This is a genomic window from Chryseobacterium sp. Leaf405 (genome assembly GCF_001425355.1).
GTDB lineage: Bacteria > Bacteroidota > Bacteroidia > Flavobacteriales > Weeksellaceae > Chryseobacterium.
The window spans coordinates 69904-87947 of record NZ_LMQN01000002.1; the positions used below are offsets into that span (position 1 = coordinate 69904).

Consider the following 18044-nt stretch of genomic DNA (forward strand, 5'->3'; position numbering starts at 1 on the left):
TTTTTTGCATGATGATGTCAAATTAATTGAATCTGACGACCACGCAAAAAAGGATTTCCGTTCAAGTCGGGCTGCGAGAGATTCAATGTTAAAATTTTTGTCAAGATTTAAAATTTGATAAACCTAAAATTCAATAATAACAGGCTTTAGCCGAAACTTATAAAATACGATTTGCCATTCTTTCAATAATATAGATTTATGAAAATCAAATATATAGTAATCACATCCACGATATTGCTTTCACAGATATTTTCTGCTCAACGACAAATGGAATATTTGAAGCGTGGAATCATAGCTATTCCATCAGAAACTGGTGTGTTTATAAGTTGGAGATTGCTCGGAACTGAAGCTCAAAATACTCATTTTGATTTGTATCGAACTGAAAATCATCAGACTAAAAAACTTAATGAGAAACCGTTAATTCAGGAAACCAATTTTTTAGATAAAACTGCAGACAAAGGAAAAAATTATACCTATTTCGTCAAATCAAATACAAAGAATCAAGGTGTAGATAATGATTTTGCGAAATATACAGCCAATCAGAAACCCTATTTTTCAATTCCGTTAAAAACACCAATTGGCTATACTCCGAACGATGCTTCTGTTGCAGATCTGGATGGTGACGGAGAATATGAAATCATCCTGCATCAGACGGGAAGGTCAAAAGACAACAGCCAAAAAGGAGAAACTGACCCGCCGATTATTCAGGCCTATAAAATGGATGGAAAGTTTTTGTGGGAAATTAATTTGGGCAAAAACATCAGGGAAGGAGCGCACTACACACAGTTTTTAGTCTATGATTTAGACCAGGACGGAAAAGCAGAAATTGTAATGAAAACCGCCGATGGAAGCAAAGATGGAAAAGGAAAAATTATTGGTGATGCAACAAAAAATTACGTGAACGAAAACGGAATGATTCTCTCCGGACCGGAATTTCTGACGGTTTTTAATGGCGAAACCGGCGAGGAAATTAATACGGTAAACTATCAGGTTCCAAGGTTTGCAGGTAGTTTAAATCCAACCGCAGAACAAATGACTGAAACGTGGGGCGATGCCAAAGGAAACCGGATAGATAGATTTTTAGGAGCAGTCGCCTATCTTGATGGAAAAACGCCGAGCGTGATTCTATCGAGAGGTTACTATACCAGAACGGCGATTGCAGCCTGGGATTATAAAGATAAAAAACTTAGCCTTCGTTGGCTTTTCGATACGGAAAGTTCGGAAGAAAATAAAAAATACCGCGGACAGGGAAATCATAATCTGAGTATCGCAGATGTTGATAACGACGGAAAAGACGAAATTATTTATGGCGCAATGACTGTTGATGACAATGGAAAAGTATTGAACAGTACAGGTTACGGTCATGGTGATGCTTTGCACGTTGGAGATTTAGACCCAAGCAATCCGGGATTGGAAATTTTTGATATTCAGGAAAGGTTTGATGATGCCGGAGCGCATTTCAGAGATGGAAAAACCGGAAATGTTCTTTGGAAATTACCGTCAACAGTTTACAGTGCGGCGAGTAAATTTCAAGGTCCTGGAAGAGGTTTGTCTTTAAATATTGACGCTCGTTATGAAGGTTCAGAATCTTGGGCTGCCGGTGCCGGCCTGAAAGGTATTTATAATGCCAAAGGAAAAAAAATCAGTGAGAAAAATCCCCCTGCCAATATGGGAATTTATTGGGACGGTGATTTTTTAAGCGAAATTTTAGATGGCACTGTTATTTCAAAATGGGACTGGAAAAAAGAGAAAACCAATGTTATATTTGATGCCAAAGATTTTCAATGTGAATCGAATAACGGAACCAAGAAAAATCCGTCTTTAGTGGCAGATTTATTTGGAGATTGGCGTGAAGAAGTGATGTACAGAACAGCCGATAATCAGGAATTGAGAATCTTCAGCACAACAATTCCGACAAAACATAGGTTGTATACTTTAATGCATAATCCGCAATATCGTTTAAGCATCGTTTGGCAAAATGTAGGTTACAATCAGCCTCCGCACACCGATTATTATTTGGATGAATCGATTAAGGAAATGCCAAAACCAAATATTACTACAGTTAATCCCAACAAATAAATTATTTATGAAAATCAAATTTATTATTCCGCTTCTTGCATTGATCGTATTTTTAGGAGTTTCATTCCAAAAACTTCAGGATAAACCTGTTCTTTATATTATTGGAGATTCCACGGTGCAAAATGGTTCGGGCAAAGGTTCTGATTCGCTTTGGGGATGGGGAAGTTTTATGAATTTATATTTTAATACAGATAAAATTGAAATTCAGAATCATGCAAAAGGTGGAAGAAGCAGTCGTACTTTTATTACAGAAGGCCGCTGGGATTCGATTATGAAAACCATAAAAAAAGGTGATTATATTTTGATGCAGTTTGGTCATAACGATGGTGGTGAATTGGCAGATACTTTGCGTGCAAGGGGATCAATTAAAGGAATTGGCGAAGAAACAAAAGATATTTACAATCCAATACGAAAAGTAAATGAAACCGTTTATACTTACGGATATTATATGAGAAAATATGCAAACGAGGCTAAATCCAAAGGTGCAATTCCTATCATCGTTTCACCAGTTCCAAGAAATAAATTTGATGGTAAAGGTAAAATTGAAAAAGATCAATATGGAATTTGGGCGCAGGAAGTTGCCAAACAAACCGGTGCTTATTTTTTAGATTTAAATACAATGGTCATCGAAAAATATGAAAAAATGGGCGCTGAAAAAGTAAATGCATTCTTCCCAAAAGATCATACGCATACCAACGAAGCGGGAGCAATTTTAAACGCAGAATTAGTAACGAAAGGAATTAAGCAATTGAAAGGTTGCGAACTTAAAAATTATATAAAATAAAATTGAATTATATGAAGAAACTTTTAACAGCAAGCTTTTTTGCACTAATCGTAGGAGGGATGACTTCCTGTTCGGTTCAAAAACAAGGCTCTGAAAGTAAGGTTGAACTTCCCAATAAAACCCAGGTATTGGAAGTTTCACGTAGGGCAAATCAGTATTTTATGAATAAGTGGCCGGATCCGGGTAAAGAAATAGTGGGTAAAAAAGTATGGCCAAGCAATCTTTGGACTCGTGCGGTTTACTACGAAGGTTTGATGGCTTTATATTCAATAGATCCCAAAAAAGAATATTATGATTATGCAGTAGATTGGTCGAAAAAGCACAATTGGGATATGATGCGTGGAACGTATACCCGAAATGCTGATCATCAGGCTTGCGGGCAGACTTATATCGATCTTTATGAAATTGACGGCAAGAAGCATCCTGAGAGAATTAAATTTGTAAAAGCTTCTATGGACAGCATGATTGCAACCAAACAAGTTGATGACTGGTGGTGGATCGATGCAATGCAAATGTCGATGCCAATTTTTACAAAGTTGGGTAGAATTACTGGTGAGCAGAAATATTTCGATAAAAATTACGAAATGTACGCTTATACCAAATACAAGCACGGAGGAAATGGTTTATACAATCCAAAAGATAAAATCTGGTGGAGAGACAAGAGTTTTGTTCCGCCTTACAAAGAACCGAATGGTGAAGATTGCTATTGGAGCAGAGGAAACGGCTGGGTAGTTGCTGCGTTGGCAAAAACATTGCACGATACACCAAAATCTGATCCTCATTACAAAGAATATCTACAGGATTATAAAGACTTGTTGGCAGCTTTGTTACCGATTCAGAGAGAAGATGGTTTTTGGAATGTAAGTTTGCATGATCCAACGAATTTCGGAGGAAAGGAGATGACAGGAACTGCACTTTTTGTATACGGAATGGCGTATGGAATCAATAACAATCTGATTGATAAAAAAACATATTTACCGGTTGTTGTTAAAGCCTGGAATGCTATCGTAAAAGATTCGGTTCAGCCAAACGGATTTTTAGGTTGGGTACAGGGAACTGGCAAAGAGCCTAAAGACGGTCAACCTTTAGCCATTGATAAAGTTCCGGATTTCGAAGATTATGGATTAGGTTGTTTATTATTGGCAAGCAGCGAGGTTTATAAACTAAAATAAGCTTTTTAAAATAGAGATAAGACTTAATAATGAAAATTGTTAAGTCTTTTTTATTTACAGGAATCAAATATATAGAGTTAAATAGACCTGAATAAATATCTGAAAATTTGAATAAAGTTAATTTTTGGTAAATACTATAAAATTTGAAATTAATTAAAATTAGTATAACTCACAATATTTTAGTGTATTAGGTATTTATTGTTCATCATTACAAAAAGTCTTATTTTTTCCAGGATTTTAAGCATGACACTACAAGATGCGCAATCGATTCCATCTTGGTAATTTTCAAATTCAATACATAAGATAAATTATGAATGCATTATTAGGAATTTTATTTCATTTCTTAGGAGGGTTTTCTTCGGGAAGTTTTTATTTACCATACAAAAAAGTAAAAGGCTGGTCTTGGGAAACATTTTGGCTGATAGGAGGAGTTTTCTCTTGGATTATTGTTCCGCCATTGGCCGCATTTCTTACCATTCCGGGATTTTGGGATATTATTCAGAATGCGAGTTCATCAATCTTAGGATTAACATTTTTATTCGGTGCTCTTTGGGGAATCGGAGGCTTTATGTATGGTTTGGGCGTTCGTTATTTGGGGGTAGCGTTGGGTAGCAGCATTATGTTAGGACTTACCATGGTCATCGGCTCGCTCGTTCCTTCTATTTATTATGAATTTTCTCCGCAAACAGGAAAAGATAATATCGGGCTGATGATGTCGACGTCATGGGGACAGATGGTTCTGTTAGGACTTTTCGTATGTGTTATAGGAATTATCATCAGCGGAAAAGCTGGGGTAATGAAAGACAAAGAACTTCAAACTGATTCTATCGATCCTCATGGTACAGAAGTGAAGACAGAATATAAATTTGGTTTAGGATTAATTGTTGCGATTATTTCCGGAGTTTTGAGTGCTTGTTTTAATTTCGGCTTGGAAGCTGGAAAGCCGATGGCAATTATTGCTAATGAAGCGTGGAAAGTTGCAAATCCGGGACAGGGAGAATTCCTTTTTCAAAATAATGTAACGTATGTTGTCGTGCTTTGGGGCGGAATGGCGACGAACCTAATCGGTTGTCTTTATCTTTCATTTAAAAATAAATCGTACACAGATTATACCAAGAAAAATGTACCAGTTGTAAAAAATATCATCTTTTGTGCACTTGCCGGAACGATGTGGTTTTTACAGTTTTTCTTCTACGGAATGGGAGAAAGCAAAATGGGGAACGGACCAAGTTCATGGATTTTACATATGGCATTCATTATTTTGATCGCCAATTTGTGGGGTGTTATCATTAAAGAATGGAAAGGAGTTTCCAAAAAAACAATTTCTACTATTGTTGTCGGGATGATCGTAATGTTTGTTTCTATTTTAATTGTAGGTTACGGAAATTCTTTAAGATAATTTCAATTTATACTTTTTATCCAATCATATAGTTAAGAGTTAGAATGTAACTCTTGTAAGGCACTGAAAGAAAATCAGTGCCTTTTTTTATTGTTAATAAGGATTTTTTCCAAACAATATTTGGGGAGTTGTTATTGATTTTAATAATTCATTAAAACTTATGAATTTTAAATTTTATTCTAAGTATTGTGATTAAATTGTTATTATTTTTAAATTTTTAATCAAATGTTTGCAGATAATTAAGGAAATTTATGAATTTTATGATGCAGGATATGGCAGGATGCCGAAATATTTGTAACGGTGTATTTTGGTAACATAAAATTAACTATATGTCTATTAAAATTAAACAGAAGAATTTTAAGCCACTTATCGCACCGCTATTTTTGCTTGCGTCTGGCTTTATGTTCGGACAAAAGACAGTAAAAGACACTGTAAAAGATAAGACAAAAGATATTGAAGAAGTTGTAATTATCGGTTACGGTAAGGTGAAAAAATCTGATCTTACAGGATCGGTATCTTCAGTTTCTGCAAAAGATCTGGCAGCGACACCTGCTATGAATGCTTTACAGGCCTTACAGGGTAGAGCAGCAGGATTAAATATTGTAACTGCCGGAGGTGCACCCGGAGCCAGTGCCAATGTTACCGTTCGTGGTGGTGCTTCTATCACGCAGGGGACAGAACCTTTATTTATTGTAGACGGTTTCCAATTAGATAATGCTTTGAACATTATTAATCCTAACGATATAGAAAGTATTGACGTTTTGAAAGGAGCTTCTGCTATCGCCATTTATGGTGCGCGTGGTTCTAACGGTATCATTGTAATTAAAACAAAAACGGGTAAAAAAGGAAGAGTTACAATTCAGTATAATTCTTTCATGTCATTTGATATGCTTTCAAAGAAGCTGGATATGGTTTCCAATGCAGAACAGTATGTGAAATATCAATATGAATTAGCTCAGTTGGGAGGTGGTGCAACAAAATGGAGTAATGTATTTGATAATAGTTTAGGAACAGATTCGCCTGGTTTTTATACTGGAGTATATAATAGAATCAGTAACCGTTACGGATCAGCGCCTACAATAGACTGGCAGGAAAAAATGCTTGGCGGAACAGGGCTTACGCAAAACCATAATGTGAGTGTTTCTGCCGGTACGGATAAAACGCAGGCATTCATCAGTTACAATTACAACAAACAGGATGGTTTGCTGCAAAATTTCAGTGAGACAAGAAACTCCTTACGTGCCAACATCAATTCAGAATTATATAAAGGAATACGTTTAGATTTCAGTTCAATGTTTACTTCCAATTCTACAAACGGAGGCGGAGCGTATTCAGGAATGAAAAAAATATTGCTTCAGCCTATTACAGGAGGAACATTGTTTACTCAGGATCAATTATTTAATACGCAGACTTTCCCTGATTACTCAGCATTAGATTCTAGTTTTGATACAGAAAATCCATATATTGAAACAGCAGCATCCACCCAAAACAGACGTGCAAGAACATTTTTGGCGAATATAGGGTTGGAATTTGATTTGTTGAAAGATTTTACATTCAGAACGGCTGGCTCATATAACTGGACGAACAGTAAATCAACAGCATTTTCAGATAAAAATTCCCGTGCATTTCTTACAGATCCTATCAATACAGGGATCAATGGAAGCATTGCGAATGCTGAAGCATACCGATATCAGATCACCAATACTTTAACCTATAATAAAACATTAGGTGAAAAACATAGAATTACAGGACTTATTGGACACGAAATTGTTTATGATAACAATGAAAGTAACAGCATGAGACTGATAAAATTCCCGTCTATTTTAAATTACGGGTTAGATGATATATCAAATGCTACCGTTGCCGATAAAAGTACAGATAGAAAATCAAATGCTTTAATTTCTTATTTCGGACGTGTAAACTATAGCTATGACAATCGTTATTTATTAACAGGTACTATCCGAAGAGACGGTTCTTCAAAATTTGGTCCAGATAACAAATATGGTGTTTTTCCATCAGTAGCAGCCGCATGGAGAGTTTCGCAGGAAGGTTTCTGGAAAAATTCTAAGGTTAATAATTATATCAATGATTTGAAATTCAGATATGAATTTGGGATTGTAGGTAATAACAGTATACCAAATAACGTATTCAGAACCAATGTAGTTCCTACAGATTACCCTTTGAATAATACGGTGGGTAACTTGGCCTTGATGACAAGCAGTGTGTTAGGAAACAGAGGTGTAGTTTGGGAAGAAATGAAATCTACAAACATAGGAGTAGATTTGGCTTTGTTTAATAACAGAATCAAATTAACTTCTGAATGGTATAATAACAATGTATCTGGAATGTTGTTGGAAACTGTACTTCCTGCATCTACAGGATATAAAAGTAAATATCTTAATATTGGTTCCATGAAAAATACAGGTATGGAATTTACATTGAACTCGATCAACTTAAAATCTGAAAACTTCAGATGGTCTACAGATGCCAATATAGGTTTCAACAAATCAAAAGTATTATCTCTTGATGAGGGAAGAACTTTCAGAAACTTTAGTGTAGGAAGCAGTAGAGCAGGTATGGTAACCTATTATGCTACAGTTGGAGAAGAATTAGGAGATATGTACGGATATGTTTATCAGGGAATTTACACTACCGATGACTTTACTCAGGCAGCAAACGGAACATTAACTTTAAAACCAGGAGTTGTAAAACCGGCATCAGGAACTCCTAAACCCGGAGATATGAAATTTGCTGCAGATAATGAAGCAGGAGATCAGTTTACAAGAAAGTTAGTAAAAATAGGTAACGGTACACCTGATTTTATCGGAGGAATCAGTAATAATTTTTCTTATAAAGGTTTTGATTTAGCAGTATTTTTGAAATTCAGTGTTGGTGGCGATATATATAACGCAACCAAGCAAAGTTTAAGTCCTTATGGAGTATATCAAAATGTACCTTCAGAATTTGGAGATAATTATTATCATTTGATAGACCCTAATACAGGTCAGGCAACAAATAATTTAGTTAGGTTAAAGGAACTTAATCCTAATGAAGAGTCAAGTTTGTGGAGTTTAAGCAATACTAACACGGCTAATATCACTTATCCTTCTTCATATTATGTGGAGGATGGTTCATATCTGAGAATTTCCATGGTAACGTTGGGATACTCTTTTCCAAAGGAATTTTTGAGTCATGTTAAATTGACCAACGCACGTATTTATGCTACCGTTAATAATTTAGCAACGATTACAGGATATTCAGGTTTTGACCCTGAAGTTTCGGCAGCCAGCGGTGTTGCAGTTACTCCTGGATATGACAGTTCTTCATTCCCAAGATCCAGAAGTTATGTTTTGGGTATTAATCTTACTTTTTAATATTTAATTGTTTCCATCATGAAAAATATATTCAATAATAAATACGGATTTATAAAAAAATCTCTTATCGTTTCATCTTTGCTTGTTGCTGTTGTAAGTTTCAATTCATGTAGTGATGATTTTTTAGATCAACCGGCATATAATTCATCTGACACAGAATCGGTATTCACCAATATAGAAACTGCAGATGCTTTTGTTCAGGGACTTTACAGGGGGCTTATTCCTACGGAAATGTTTTACCAATTGGGAGCAGGAGATACTGTTACCCATTCTGCTGAAGATGGATCTACGAATAATTCCAAATACAATATTTGTAATTATCAGTATGATGCTTACACTCCAAATACAGTTACGGGAATCTATTCTGCGATGTATGCAGTGATAGAAAGAACCAATATTGCGATCGACAGATTACCAGACCTGCCAGCCAGTCCAAAGCGTGAGGCATTATTAGCGGAAGCAAAAGCTATTCGTGCATTTTGCTACTACAACCTGATCAGAGTGTATGGTGATGTACCTGCAATCTGGATTCCTTTGGAAGAAGCGGATCCTAATGACCCAAACACTCTATATCCTAAGCGTGCTTCACGTGATGTAATTTATGATCGTGTTATCGCTGATATTCAGGAATCCATAAACAGTATGCCGGTATCTAACGGAACACCGGAAAGACTTAACAAACAATCTACTAATGCAATTTTAGCAAGAATTGCTTTGTATGCTGCAGGGTATTCTCTTCGTTGGGATCTGAATACAGGTGCTGCGGGTACGATGTCTCGTCGTCCTGATAACGCAAGAGTACAACAATTATATCAAATTGCAGATACTGCTGCTGCTGCTGTCATTAATGCAGGAACAAATAGCTTAGTACAAGCTCAGGGTGGTAAAAGTGGTTTTGAAGCACTGTGGTTTAATTTTGACAGAAGAAATTTTTCAGCGGTAAATCAGGAGATGCTTTGGCATATCGCTGAATACGGACCAAATACCAATTCAGCATTTGGAGTGTATGCGCATCCGGGTTCAAGAGGAGGAACGTATGGTTCTCGTAAAGCTCTGCAGTTTATACTTCCTAGTTATTATCTGTCTTTTGATCAGGCAGATAAACGAAGAGATGTTGCTACTACATCTTACAGTATCTATTTCTTAAATACAGGTTTAGCAAATGATACATGGGTAGATGTAGGAACTACTTATTCTTGTATTATGCCAGGAAAATTCAGAATCTCATGGTGTGTAGAGCCACAAGCGGCGGATGCACGTAACCTGAATATTCCTATTATGAGATATGCTGATGTATTGCTGATGTATGCAGAAACACAAAATTATTTAAATGGAGGACCAACAGCTCAAGGTATTGCTGCTTTACAGCAGGTAAGAAACCGTGCAGGAATTGGTTCTATGGCAATACCAAGCGGTCAGCAGGCATTCGAATCGGCAATTGTTCAGGAACGTAAATGGGAGTTTTCAGACGAATTTATGCTTCGTACAGATTTGATCAGAATGAATAAGCTTGAAAGTGAAATCAATGCAACCAGACAGGCAATGAAAAATCTGTCAAACCGTACGGGGCAGTTTGCAACAACTCCAATTTATCGTCTTTATAAATATCATAAGAATACACAGGTTTACGGAGACCCGTTTTTGGCAGTTACTTATATTGATTTAACAGATCCTTCGCAGATCGCACAAGTTCAGGCAGTTCCTACCAATTCATCAGGTTACGCTGCTTATCAAACAACTTTAAAGGCTATAGCATTAGCGAACGGACAAACTTCGACAGCCGATGACAAATGGTATCCTGCCAATATGTTCCAGGCATATACAAGCACATTTAACGGTAACGCAAGAAAAGCTGTAGGGTTTACAGCAGGTTTCAATCAGCTTCAGATTGGTAATATTATTTATACAAAGCCAACCGGATCGTTTGAAAACGGGGGAGTATATCCAAACTGGATTGAAGGTGGGGGAGATGGTCTTTTCTACGGATTTGTGCCTAATAAGACAGAATTACTTCCATTTGCAGCTCAGTCTGCCGGTCACCCGCTTGTTGATAACCCGAATCTTACTCAGCTTCCGGGATATTAATCATAAAATCACTTAATCATAAAATATTAATTATAAATACCTTGATTGGATGGATGTAATGAAGAGCTTAATCAACGATGAAAATAAAACGTTAATTAATCTTTAAATAAAGCATTTAGCAGTATAGTACGGGATGCTGTACCCATTACAACCATCTAATTTTGGGTAAAATTTAGAAATACAAGTAAAATCAATGGAAAACGTGAAAACATTCAAATACGTAGATTATTTATGGGATGAAGAAAAAGCAGCATCTTTTGGTGATGACCAGGTTGCTTTATTTTTATACCGTTCAAACATATTAGGAGCAGACCTTAGAATTACCAATTATGGTGGAGGTAACACCAGTTGCAAAACCATAGAAAAAGATCCGCTAACCAATGAAGAAGTTGAGGTAATGTGGGTAAAAGGTTCAGGTGGCGACATCGGAACGCTGACAAGAAAAGGAATTGCCGGATTATATACTGAAAGACTAAGAAATCTCAAAAATGTTTACGGAGGTTTAGCAGACGAAGACAGAATGGTAGGCTTATTTGATCACTGTATTTTTGATTTGGAAAGCAAAGCACCTTCTATTGACACGCCGCTTCATGGTTTACTTCCATTTAAACATATCGATCACCTTCACCCTGATGCTTTGATTGCAGTTGCTGCAGCTAAAGACAGCGAGGCAGTTACCAAAGAAATCTGGGGTGACACAATGGGATGGGTTCCTTGGCAGAGACCTGGTTTCGATTTAGGATTACAATTAGAAAAATGTTTAGCCGACAATCCTGGAATTAGAGGGATCGTTTTAGGCAGCCACGGATTGTTCACTTGGGGAGATACTTCTTACGAATCATATATGAATAGTTTGGAAGTGATCGAAATGGCTTCTGAATTTATCGCTAAAAAAATTGAAGAGAACGGACAGGTTTTTGGCGGTCAAAAAGTAGAGTCTCTATCAGCTGACGAACGTAAAAACAAAGCCGCTCAAATCATGCCTTTGCTGAGAGGTTTGGCTTCTTCTGAAAACAGAATGGTGGGTCATTTCACAGACAGCGATGTAGTGTTAGAGTTCATCAATAGTAATGATTTGGAAAGATTGGCTCCAATGGGAACTTCTTGCCCGGATCACTTTTTAAGAACTAAAATTCAGCCATTAGTGTTGACTTTAGATAAAAATGAAGATTTAAGCGATTCTAAAGCTGTTTTGGAAAAACTTAATCCACTTTTCGAACAGTACAGACAAGAATACAAAGAATATTACGAAACTTGCAAACATCCAAACAGCCCGGCAATGCGTGACCCGAATCCGGTAATCATCATTTACCCGGGAGTAGGAATGTTCAGTTTCTCAAAAGATAAGCAAACGACTCGTGTTGCAAATGAGTTTTACGTAAACGCAATTAATGTAATGCGTGGTGCAGAAGCTATTTCTGAATATACTTCATTACCAAGACAGGAAGCATTCGACATCGAATACTGGTTGTTGGAAGAAGCGAAACTTCAGAGAATGCCGAAAGAAAAACCATTATCAAGAAAAATTGCGATTGTAACTGGAGCAGGCGGTGGAATCGGTCAGGCAATTGCTGACAAAATGGTTCAGGAAGGTGCTGTCGTTGTTTTCACAGACTTGAATAAAGAAGCTGCGGAATCTGTTACAGCAAAATACAGCAAAGATCAGGCAATTGCAGTTCAGTGTGATGTTACAAGCGAAGAAGGCATTACAGAAGCTTTCAAGCAAACGATTTTAGCTTTCGGTGGTGTAGATATTTTGGTTCATTCTGCAGGTTTGGCAATTTCTAAATCGTTGGAAGATACTACAACAAAGGACTGGGATTTACTTGAAAATGTTTTGGTAAAAGGTCAGTTTTTGATCGCTAAAAATGGCGTTGAAATCATGAAAAAGCAAAATTTGGGTGGTGACATCGTAAATATTGCAAGTAAAAACGGTTTGGTCGCAGGTCCGAATAACGTAGCTTACGGAACTGCAAAAGCAGCGCAACAACACATGACAAGATTATTGGCAGCAGAATTGGCAGCGGATAAAATCCGTGTAAATGTTGTAAATCCTGACGGAGTTATCGTTGGAAGCAAAATTTGGGAAGGTTCTTGGGCAGAAGGTCGTGCAAAAGCAAACGGAATTACCGTTGAAGAATTGCCTGCATTTTACGCAAAAAGAAATCTTTTGAACGAAATTATTCTTCCGGAAGACATCGCCAACGGAGTTTTCGCTTGTGTAGCAATTTTGGATAAAAGTACAGGAAACATCATCAATGTAGACGGCGGAATGGCAAATGCTTTCCCTAGATAAAATTAATGCTGAAAAAGAATTATTTAATTTGTTAAATTGAAGGCTTGCTTTCTGTGAGCTTTCAGTTTTAAAATTTTAAAAATAAATCATGATTATAGGAAAAGATATCATTGAACAAAACAATAAAAGTGAAGTTGAAAATTTTAATTCAGACTTTGCATATTTATCAGATAAACTGACAAAATCAGGAGCCAACGTTTCTGAAATTGTTAACAAAATTGCTGACTTTCAGGTGGCAATTCCAAGTTGGGCTTTAGGAGCTGGAGGAACTCGTTTCGGAAGATTTTCGTACGGAGGTGAGCCATCTTCTTTAGAACAAAAATTAGATGATGTAGGATTAATTCATGCTTTAACGCATTCTGCAGGAGCAATTTCGCTTCATATTCCATGGGATATTCCGAGTGATGTGAAAGCGATTAAGGAAAAAGCAATGTCTCACGGATTGATTTTCGACGCAATGAATTCAAACACATTTCAAGATCAGCCGGGAGCAAAACAATCGTATAAATTCGGTTCTTTGAACGCTGCGAATGAAGATGCAAGAGCGTACGCAGTAGAACACAACAAAGAAGTAATCAGAATCGGGAAGGAATTAGACTCAAAAAGTTTAACGGTTTGGTTGGCAGACGGAGCAAGTTTTCCTGGACAATTAAATTTCCAGACAGCTCTAGCAAAAACTGAACAAAGCTTAAAAGAAATATACTCAGATCTACCGGAAGATTGGAAATTATTCATCGAATATAAACCGTACGAACCGAATTTCTATTCAACTACAATTCAGGATTGGGGAACGTCTTTCATGTTAGCTAATGCTTGTGGAGAAAGAGCGTATACTTTGGTGGATTTAGGTCACCATTTACCAAATTCAAATATCGAGCAAATCGTTGCAACCTTGATGTATAAAGGAAAGTTAGGAGGTTTCCACTTCAACGACAGCAAATATGGAGATGATGATTTAACGGTAGGTTCAATCAAACCTTATGCATTATTCTTGATCTTCAACGAATTGGTATACGGAATGGAAAATAATCTAAATAATCCTTATCCGGCTTGGATGATCGATGCAAGTCACAACATAAAAGATCCTTTAGAAGACTTATTACAATCTTTAGAAGCGATTTTAATTGCTTATGCAACGGCTCTTTTGGTTGATCAAAAAGCATTGAAAGAAGCACAGCAAAATAATGATGTTGTTTTGGCGCAGGATATTTTGCAAAATGCGTACAGAACAGATGTTCGTCCGTTATTGAGAGCGGCGAGATTACAGACAGGTGCTGCTTTAGACCCGATTTCAACCTACAGAAACCTAAAAGTAAGAGAAAATTTAATCTCTGAAAGAGGGTTACATGTAAAAGCAACAGGATTATAAACCTGTTTTAATTTGATAATTTGAACTTTCAGGTGCAATCGAAAGTTTTTAATTATATTTTGTATCCTTATATTTTTATCATTAAGGTTGAAGTGTTTAGATTGTCGGGATTTTAAGCTTGCTTGTTTAAGAAATGAGTGGATTCTTCTTAACGCATCCTACATATCTAAACACTCCTTAATGGTGTTTGAAATTGTTTGAAAAGATTTAAACAGATTCTAATCACATTGAAAAAACTAATTTACCATTCAATAATAAAATTTAATTCATCGCAAGAATGTCCAAAAAGAAGAAGGTAACCATTGTATTTGATATTGGAAAGACCAATAAAAAGTTCTTTTTATTTGATAAAAATTATAGAGAAGTCGTTCGTGAATATACAGAACTACCGCTCACAACAGATGAAGACGGCTATCCGACAGAAGACCTTGCTGCCTTACAAAATTGGATCAAAGATAATTTCAATGCTATTCTTGATGACGAAAATTATGAAGTAAAAGCCATTAATTTCTCTACATACGGAGCGAGTTTTGTGCATCTCGATCAGAAAGGAAATGTTCTGACGCCTTTGTACAATTACACCAAATCGATGGATGAGGAAATACTAGACTTATTCTACGAAAAACACGGAAGCAAAATGAAAATTGCCCGTGAAACTGCATCTCCGCAAGCCGGAATGTTGAACTCAGGATTGCAATTATTTTGGTTAAAATACAAGCATCCTGAAGTATTCAAAAAGATCCGATACAGTCTTCATTTACCGCAGTACTTATCGTATTTATTTACAGGAATTTGTGTTTCTGAATTTACGTCAATCGGCTGTCATACCAACTTATGGGATTATGATAGAGCAGATTACCACGATTGGGTATATGAAGAGGAAATTGACGCTTTATTGCCTCCAATTGTACCAACTTCTGCGAGTATCAACACTTCTTACAGAAACAAAAAAATTAAAATTGGTGTCGGAATTCACGACAGTTCTTCTGCGTTATTGCCTTATATTTTAAGCAAAAAAGAACCGTTTTTATTACTTTCAACAGGAACTTGGAGTATTTCTCTGAATCCTTTTAATGATGAAAGTCTTACAGATGAAGATATCGAAAATAATTGCCTGAATTACATGCGAATTGATGGCAAACGTGTAAAAGCATCCCGTTTTTTTATGGGTAATGAATACAAAATCCAGGTAGAAAAATTATGCGATTATTATGGAAAAGAGTATGGTTTCCATAGAGAAGTAAAGTTTGATCAGGATTTGTATCTGCGCTTAATGAAAAATAAAAATATCTATTTCCGTTTTGAAGGGATAATTTTGAAGCGAAAAATGATTACCGCAACAGATTTAAATTCATTTGCGACTTTCGAAGAAGCTTATCATCAATTGATGATTGAACTGATGGATTTACAGATTCATACCATTAAAAATGCTATTGGGAATTCAGATATTAAAAATATTTATATCGATGGCGGATTTACAGATAATGATGTATTTATGAAGCTGATGTCTCATCATTTTCAGCATTATAATGTAATGTCTACCCATTCGCCGTTGGGTTCTGCATTGGGTGCTTCAATGGTGATTTCAAATAAAGAAATCGATGAAACTTTTTTACAGCAGCATTATCAGATGAAAGTGCTTCAACCGTTAATTCTTAATTTATAAAATATGGCATTTCCATTTGATACCCGCTATGCTTCTCTTGACTTATTAATCGAAAGAGCTCAAAAAAGAATGCCGCGTTTTGCTTTCGAATATTTGGATGGCGGTTGTAATGAAAACATCAACAGAGACCGAAATATCAGTGAATTAAGAGATGTCGTTCTTCGTCCGCGTTATTTAAATAATAATTACAAAGAAGCGAATATGGAAACCGAATTGTTTGGTGTTACATATTCTGCCCCTTTCGGAATTTCCCCTGTTGGTTTGCAGGGTCTAATGTGGCCTAATGCTCCGGAAATTTTAGCGAAAGCATCTTTTAAACATAATATTCCATTTATTTTAAGTACAGTAACAACAAGCAGTATTGAAAGAATTGCTGAATTGACGGAAGGAAAAGCCTGGTATCAATTATATCATCCAAGAGAAGAATGGTTGCGTGACGATATTCTTGACCGTTGTGAAGCTTCTGGATATGATGTACTTGTAGTTTTGGCAGACGTTCCTACCTTTGGTTACAGAGCCAAAGAAATCAGAAATGGTCTGGCAATGCCGCCTCAGTTGAATTTCAGAAATGTTTCCCAAGCGTTGGTAAAGCCTCAATGGTGTCTTGAAATGTTGAAACATGGTGTTCCGAGTTTTAAAACGATGGAAAAGTACATGGATAAAAACATGAACGTAAAGCAATTGGGACAGTTCATGAATTCTACGTTTTCAGGAAGATTAAACCCAGATAGATTAAAAGCCATCCGTGACAAATGGAAAGGAAAATTGGTCATTAAAGGAGTTGCTTCCGATGAAGATGCCGCTGAAGCTGTAAGATTAGGATATGACGGAATGATCATTTCAAATCACGGCGGAAGACAGTTGGACGCCGGAGAGTCTACGATTGCCGTTGTAAAAGAAATCAGCGAAAAGTACAAAGATCAGATCAAGGTAATGATGGACAGTGGTGTAAGAACCGGTCCTGATGTTGCCCGTGCGTTGAGTTGTGGTGCAGAATTTACCTTTATGGGACGAACTTTTATGTACGCAGTCGGTGCTTTAGGAGATAAAGGCGGTGATCATATTATCGAAATGCTAAAAATGCAATTCAGACAGGTTATGGAGCAGGTTTGCTGTGAAAAACCGGAAGATTTACAAAATTTTAGAGTAAAATAAAATATTATATCAATAGGAACGGGCTTTAGCCAGTTTTTGATTTAAAAAAATCTATTGGCTTTAAACTTATCATAAGTTTTGGTGTCAAATAAAAATTCGCAAAGCCAGCTTTGCGAATTTTTATTTATTATAAGTTGACAATTATTTTTTCTTTTCAGCCTTCACTGCCTGTCTCGCCAATAGTTTCCAATCTTTTTTTATTTTAGACCAAACCAACAAAATGTCTAAAGTTACATCGCCCGGAGTTTTGCCCATATCAGCGGTTGTTGCGTAAAAATGATGACGAACAATCGCTGTATTTCCAACAATTTGTACATTTTGATTTGTGATATCAATCGTAACAAAATCAGATTTTTTACTGACCAATTTTTCAACAAATTCTGTTGCATCGTCTATATGACCGCCTGAATGTCCATAAGTCAGTTCAGGTAAGATCAAAGATTCTAATGAAGATTTATCACCGCTAATCATTGCTAATCGTAGCTTTTCTGCAGCAGCAGTAATAACATCTTTGTCATTGATTTTTTGTCCTGAAATAGTGAGTACCATGAAGAAGCTCATGGCAAAAATTAATTTTTTAAGCATAATATATTGTTAATTTTTAAAATTATTATTAGGAATGTAATCGATTGCGCATTTATATAAAATTTTATATTAAATGAAAA

Annotated in this window: 11 protein-coding genes; 10 read left to right on the forward strand and 1 reads right to left on the reverse strand. The window is 36.3% G+C overall.

What is annotated here, in order from left to right:
• Positions 1-198 precede the first annotated feature (198 nt).
• From ASG22_RS03120 to ASG22_RS03165, 10 genes are all read left to right on the forward strand, one after another.
• Positions 199-2079, forward strand: coding sequence for a rhamnogalacturonan lyase (locus ASG22_RS03120; RefSeq protein ID WP_055980441.1), 1881 nt, complete (start codon positions 199-201; stop codon positions 2077-2079).
• A 7-nt stretch (positions 2080-2086) separates the two neighbouring features.
• Positions 2087-2863, forward strand: a complete 777-nt coding sequence (locus ASG22_RS03125; RefSeq protein WP_055980444.1) for a rhamnogalacturonan acetylesterase — start codon at positions 2087-2089, stop codon at positions 2861-2863.
• Positions 2864-2874: 11 nt separating this feature from the next.
• Positions 2875-4035, forward strand: a complete 1161-nt coding sequence (locus ASG22_RS03130; protein WP_055980448.1) for a glycoside hydrolase family 88 protein — start codon at positions 2875-2877, stop codon at positions 4033-4035.
• Between the two features lie 310 nt (positions 4036-4345).
• Positions 4346-5434, forward strand: a complete 1089-nt coding sequence (rhaT, locus tag ASG22_RS03135; protein WP_055980451.1) for an L-rhamnose/proton symporter RhaT — start codon at positions 4346-4348, stop codon at positions 5432-5434.
• A 329-nt stretch (positions 5435-5763) separates the two neighbouring features.
• The gene (locus ASG22_RS03140) at positions 5764-8808 is read left to right on the forward strand and encodes a SusC/RagA family TonB-linked outer membrane protein (protein WP_055980454.1); all 3045 of its coding nucleotides are present in this window, start codon (positions 5764-5766) and stop codon (positions 8806-8808) included.
• 18 nt (positions 8809-8826) lie between these two features.
• Positions 8827-10893: a RagB/SusD family nutrient uptake outer membrane protein gene (locus ASG22_RS03145; protein WP_055980457.1), complete on the forward strand. Its 2067-nt coding sequence runs from the start codon at positions 8827-8829 to the stop codon at positions 10891-10893.
• Between the two features lie 193 nt (positions 10894-11086).
• Positions 11087-13189, forward strand: coding sequence for a bifunctional rhamnulose-1-phosphate aldolase/short-chain dehydrogenase (locus ASG22_RS03150; protein WP_055980460.1), 2103 nt, complete (start codon positions 11087-11089; stop codon positions 13187-13189).
• A gap of 88 nt (positions 13190-13277) precedes the next feature.
• Positions 13278-14558, forward strand: coding sequence for a TIM barrel protein (locus tag ASG22_RS03155; protein WP_055980463.1), 1281 nt, complete (start codon positions 13278-13280; stop codon positions 14556-14558).
• Positions 14559-14835: 277 nt separating this feature from the next.
• Positions 14836-16224, forward strand: a complete 1389-nt coding sequence (locus ASG22_RS03160; protein WP_055980466.1) for an FGGY-family carbohydrate kinase — start codon at positions 14836-14838, stop codon at positions 16222-16224.
• A gap of 3 nt (positions 16225-16227) precedes the next feature.
• Complete coding sequence (locus ASG22_RS03165; protein WP_055980469.1) at positions 16228-17379, forward strand: alpha-hydroxy acid oxidase; 1152 nt, start codon at positions 16228-16230, stop codon at positions 17377-17379.
• Positions 17380-17520: 141 nt separating this feature from the next.
• On the opposite strand, the gene ASG22_RS03170 is transcribed toward ASG22_RS03165, so the two are convergent.
• On the reverse strand, positions 17521-17964 hold the full coding sequence (locus tag ASG22_RS03170) for a nuclear transport factor 2 family protein (RefSeq protein WP_055980472.1): 444 nt from the start codon (positions 17962-17964) through the stop codon (positions 17521-17523).
• Between the last annotated feature and the right edge of the window lie 80 nt (positions 17965-18044).

Coding starts and splice junctions, on each gene's coding strand:
- ASG22_RS03120 (WP_055980441.1), top strand. CDS start 199: ATGAAAATCAAATATATAGTAATCACATCCACGATATTGCTTTCACAG.
- ASG22_RS03125 (WP_055980444.1), top strand. CDS start 2,087: ATGAAAATCAAATTTATTATTCCGCTTCTTGCATTGATCGTATTTTTA.
- ASG22_RS03130 (WP_055980448.1), top strand. CDS start 2,875: ATGAAGAAACTTTTAACAGCAAGCTTTTTTGCACTAATCGTAGGAGGG.
- rhaT (WP_055980451.1), top strand. CDS start 4,346: ATGAATGCATTATTAGGAATTTTATTTCATTTCTTAGGAGGGTTTTCT.
- ASG22_RS03140 (WP_055980454.1), top strand. CDS start 5,764: ATGTCTATTAAAATTAAACAGAAGAATTTTAAGCCACTTATCGCACCG.
- ASG22_RS03145 (WP_055980457.1), top strand. CDS start 8,827: ATGAAAAATATATTCAATAATAAATACGGATTTATAAAAAAATCTCTT.
- ASG22_RS03150 (WP_055980460.1), top strand. CDS start 11,087: ATGGAAAACGTGAAAACATTCAAATACGTAGATTATTTATGGGATGAA.
- ASG22_RS03155 (WP_055980463.1), top strand. CDS start 13,278: ATGATTATAGGAAAAGATATCATTGAACAAAACAATAAAAGTGAAGTT.
- ASG22_RS03160 (WP_055980466.1), top strand. CDS start 14,836: ATGTCCAAAAAGAAGAAGGTAACCATTGTATTTGATATTGGAAAGACC.
- ASG22_RS03165 (WP_055980469.1), top strand. CDS start 16,228: ATGGCATTTCCATTTGATACCCGCTATGCTTCTCTTGACTTATTAATC.
- ASG22_RS03170 (WP_055980472.1), bottom strand. CDS start 17,964: ATGCTTAAAAAATTAATTTTTGCCATGAGCTTCTTCATGGTACTCACT.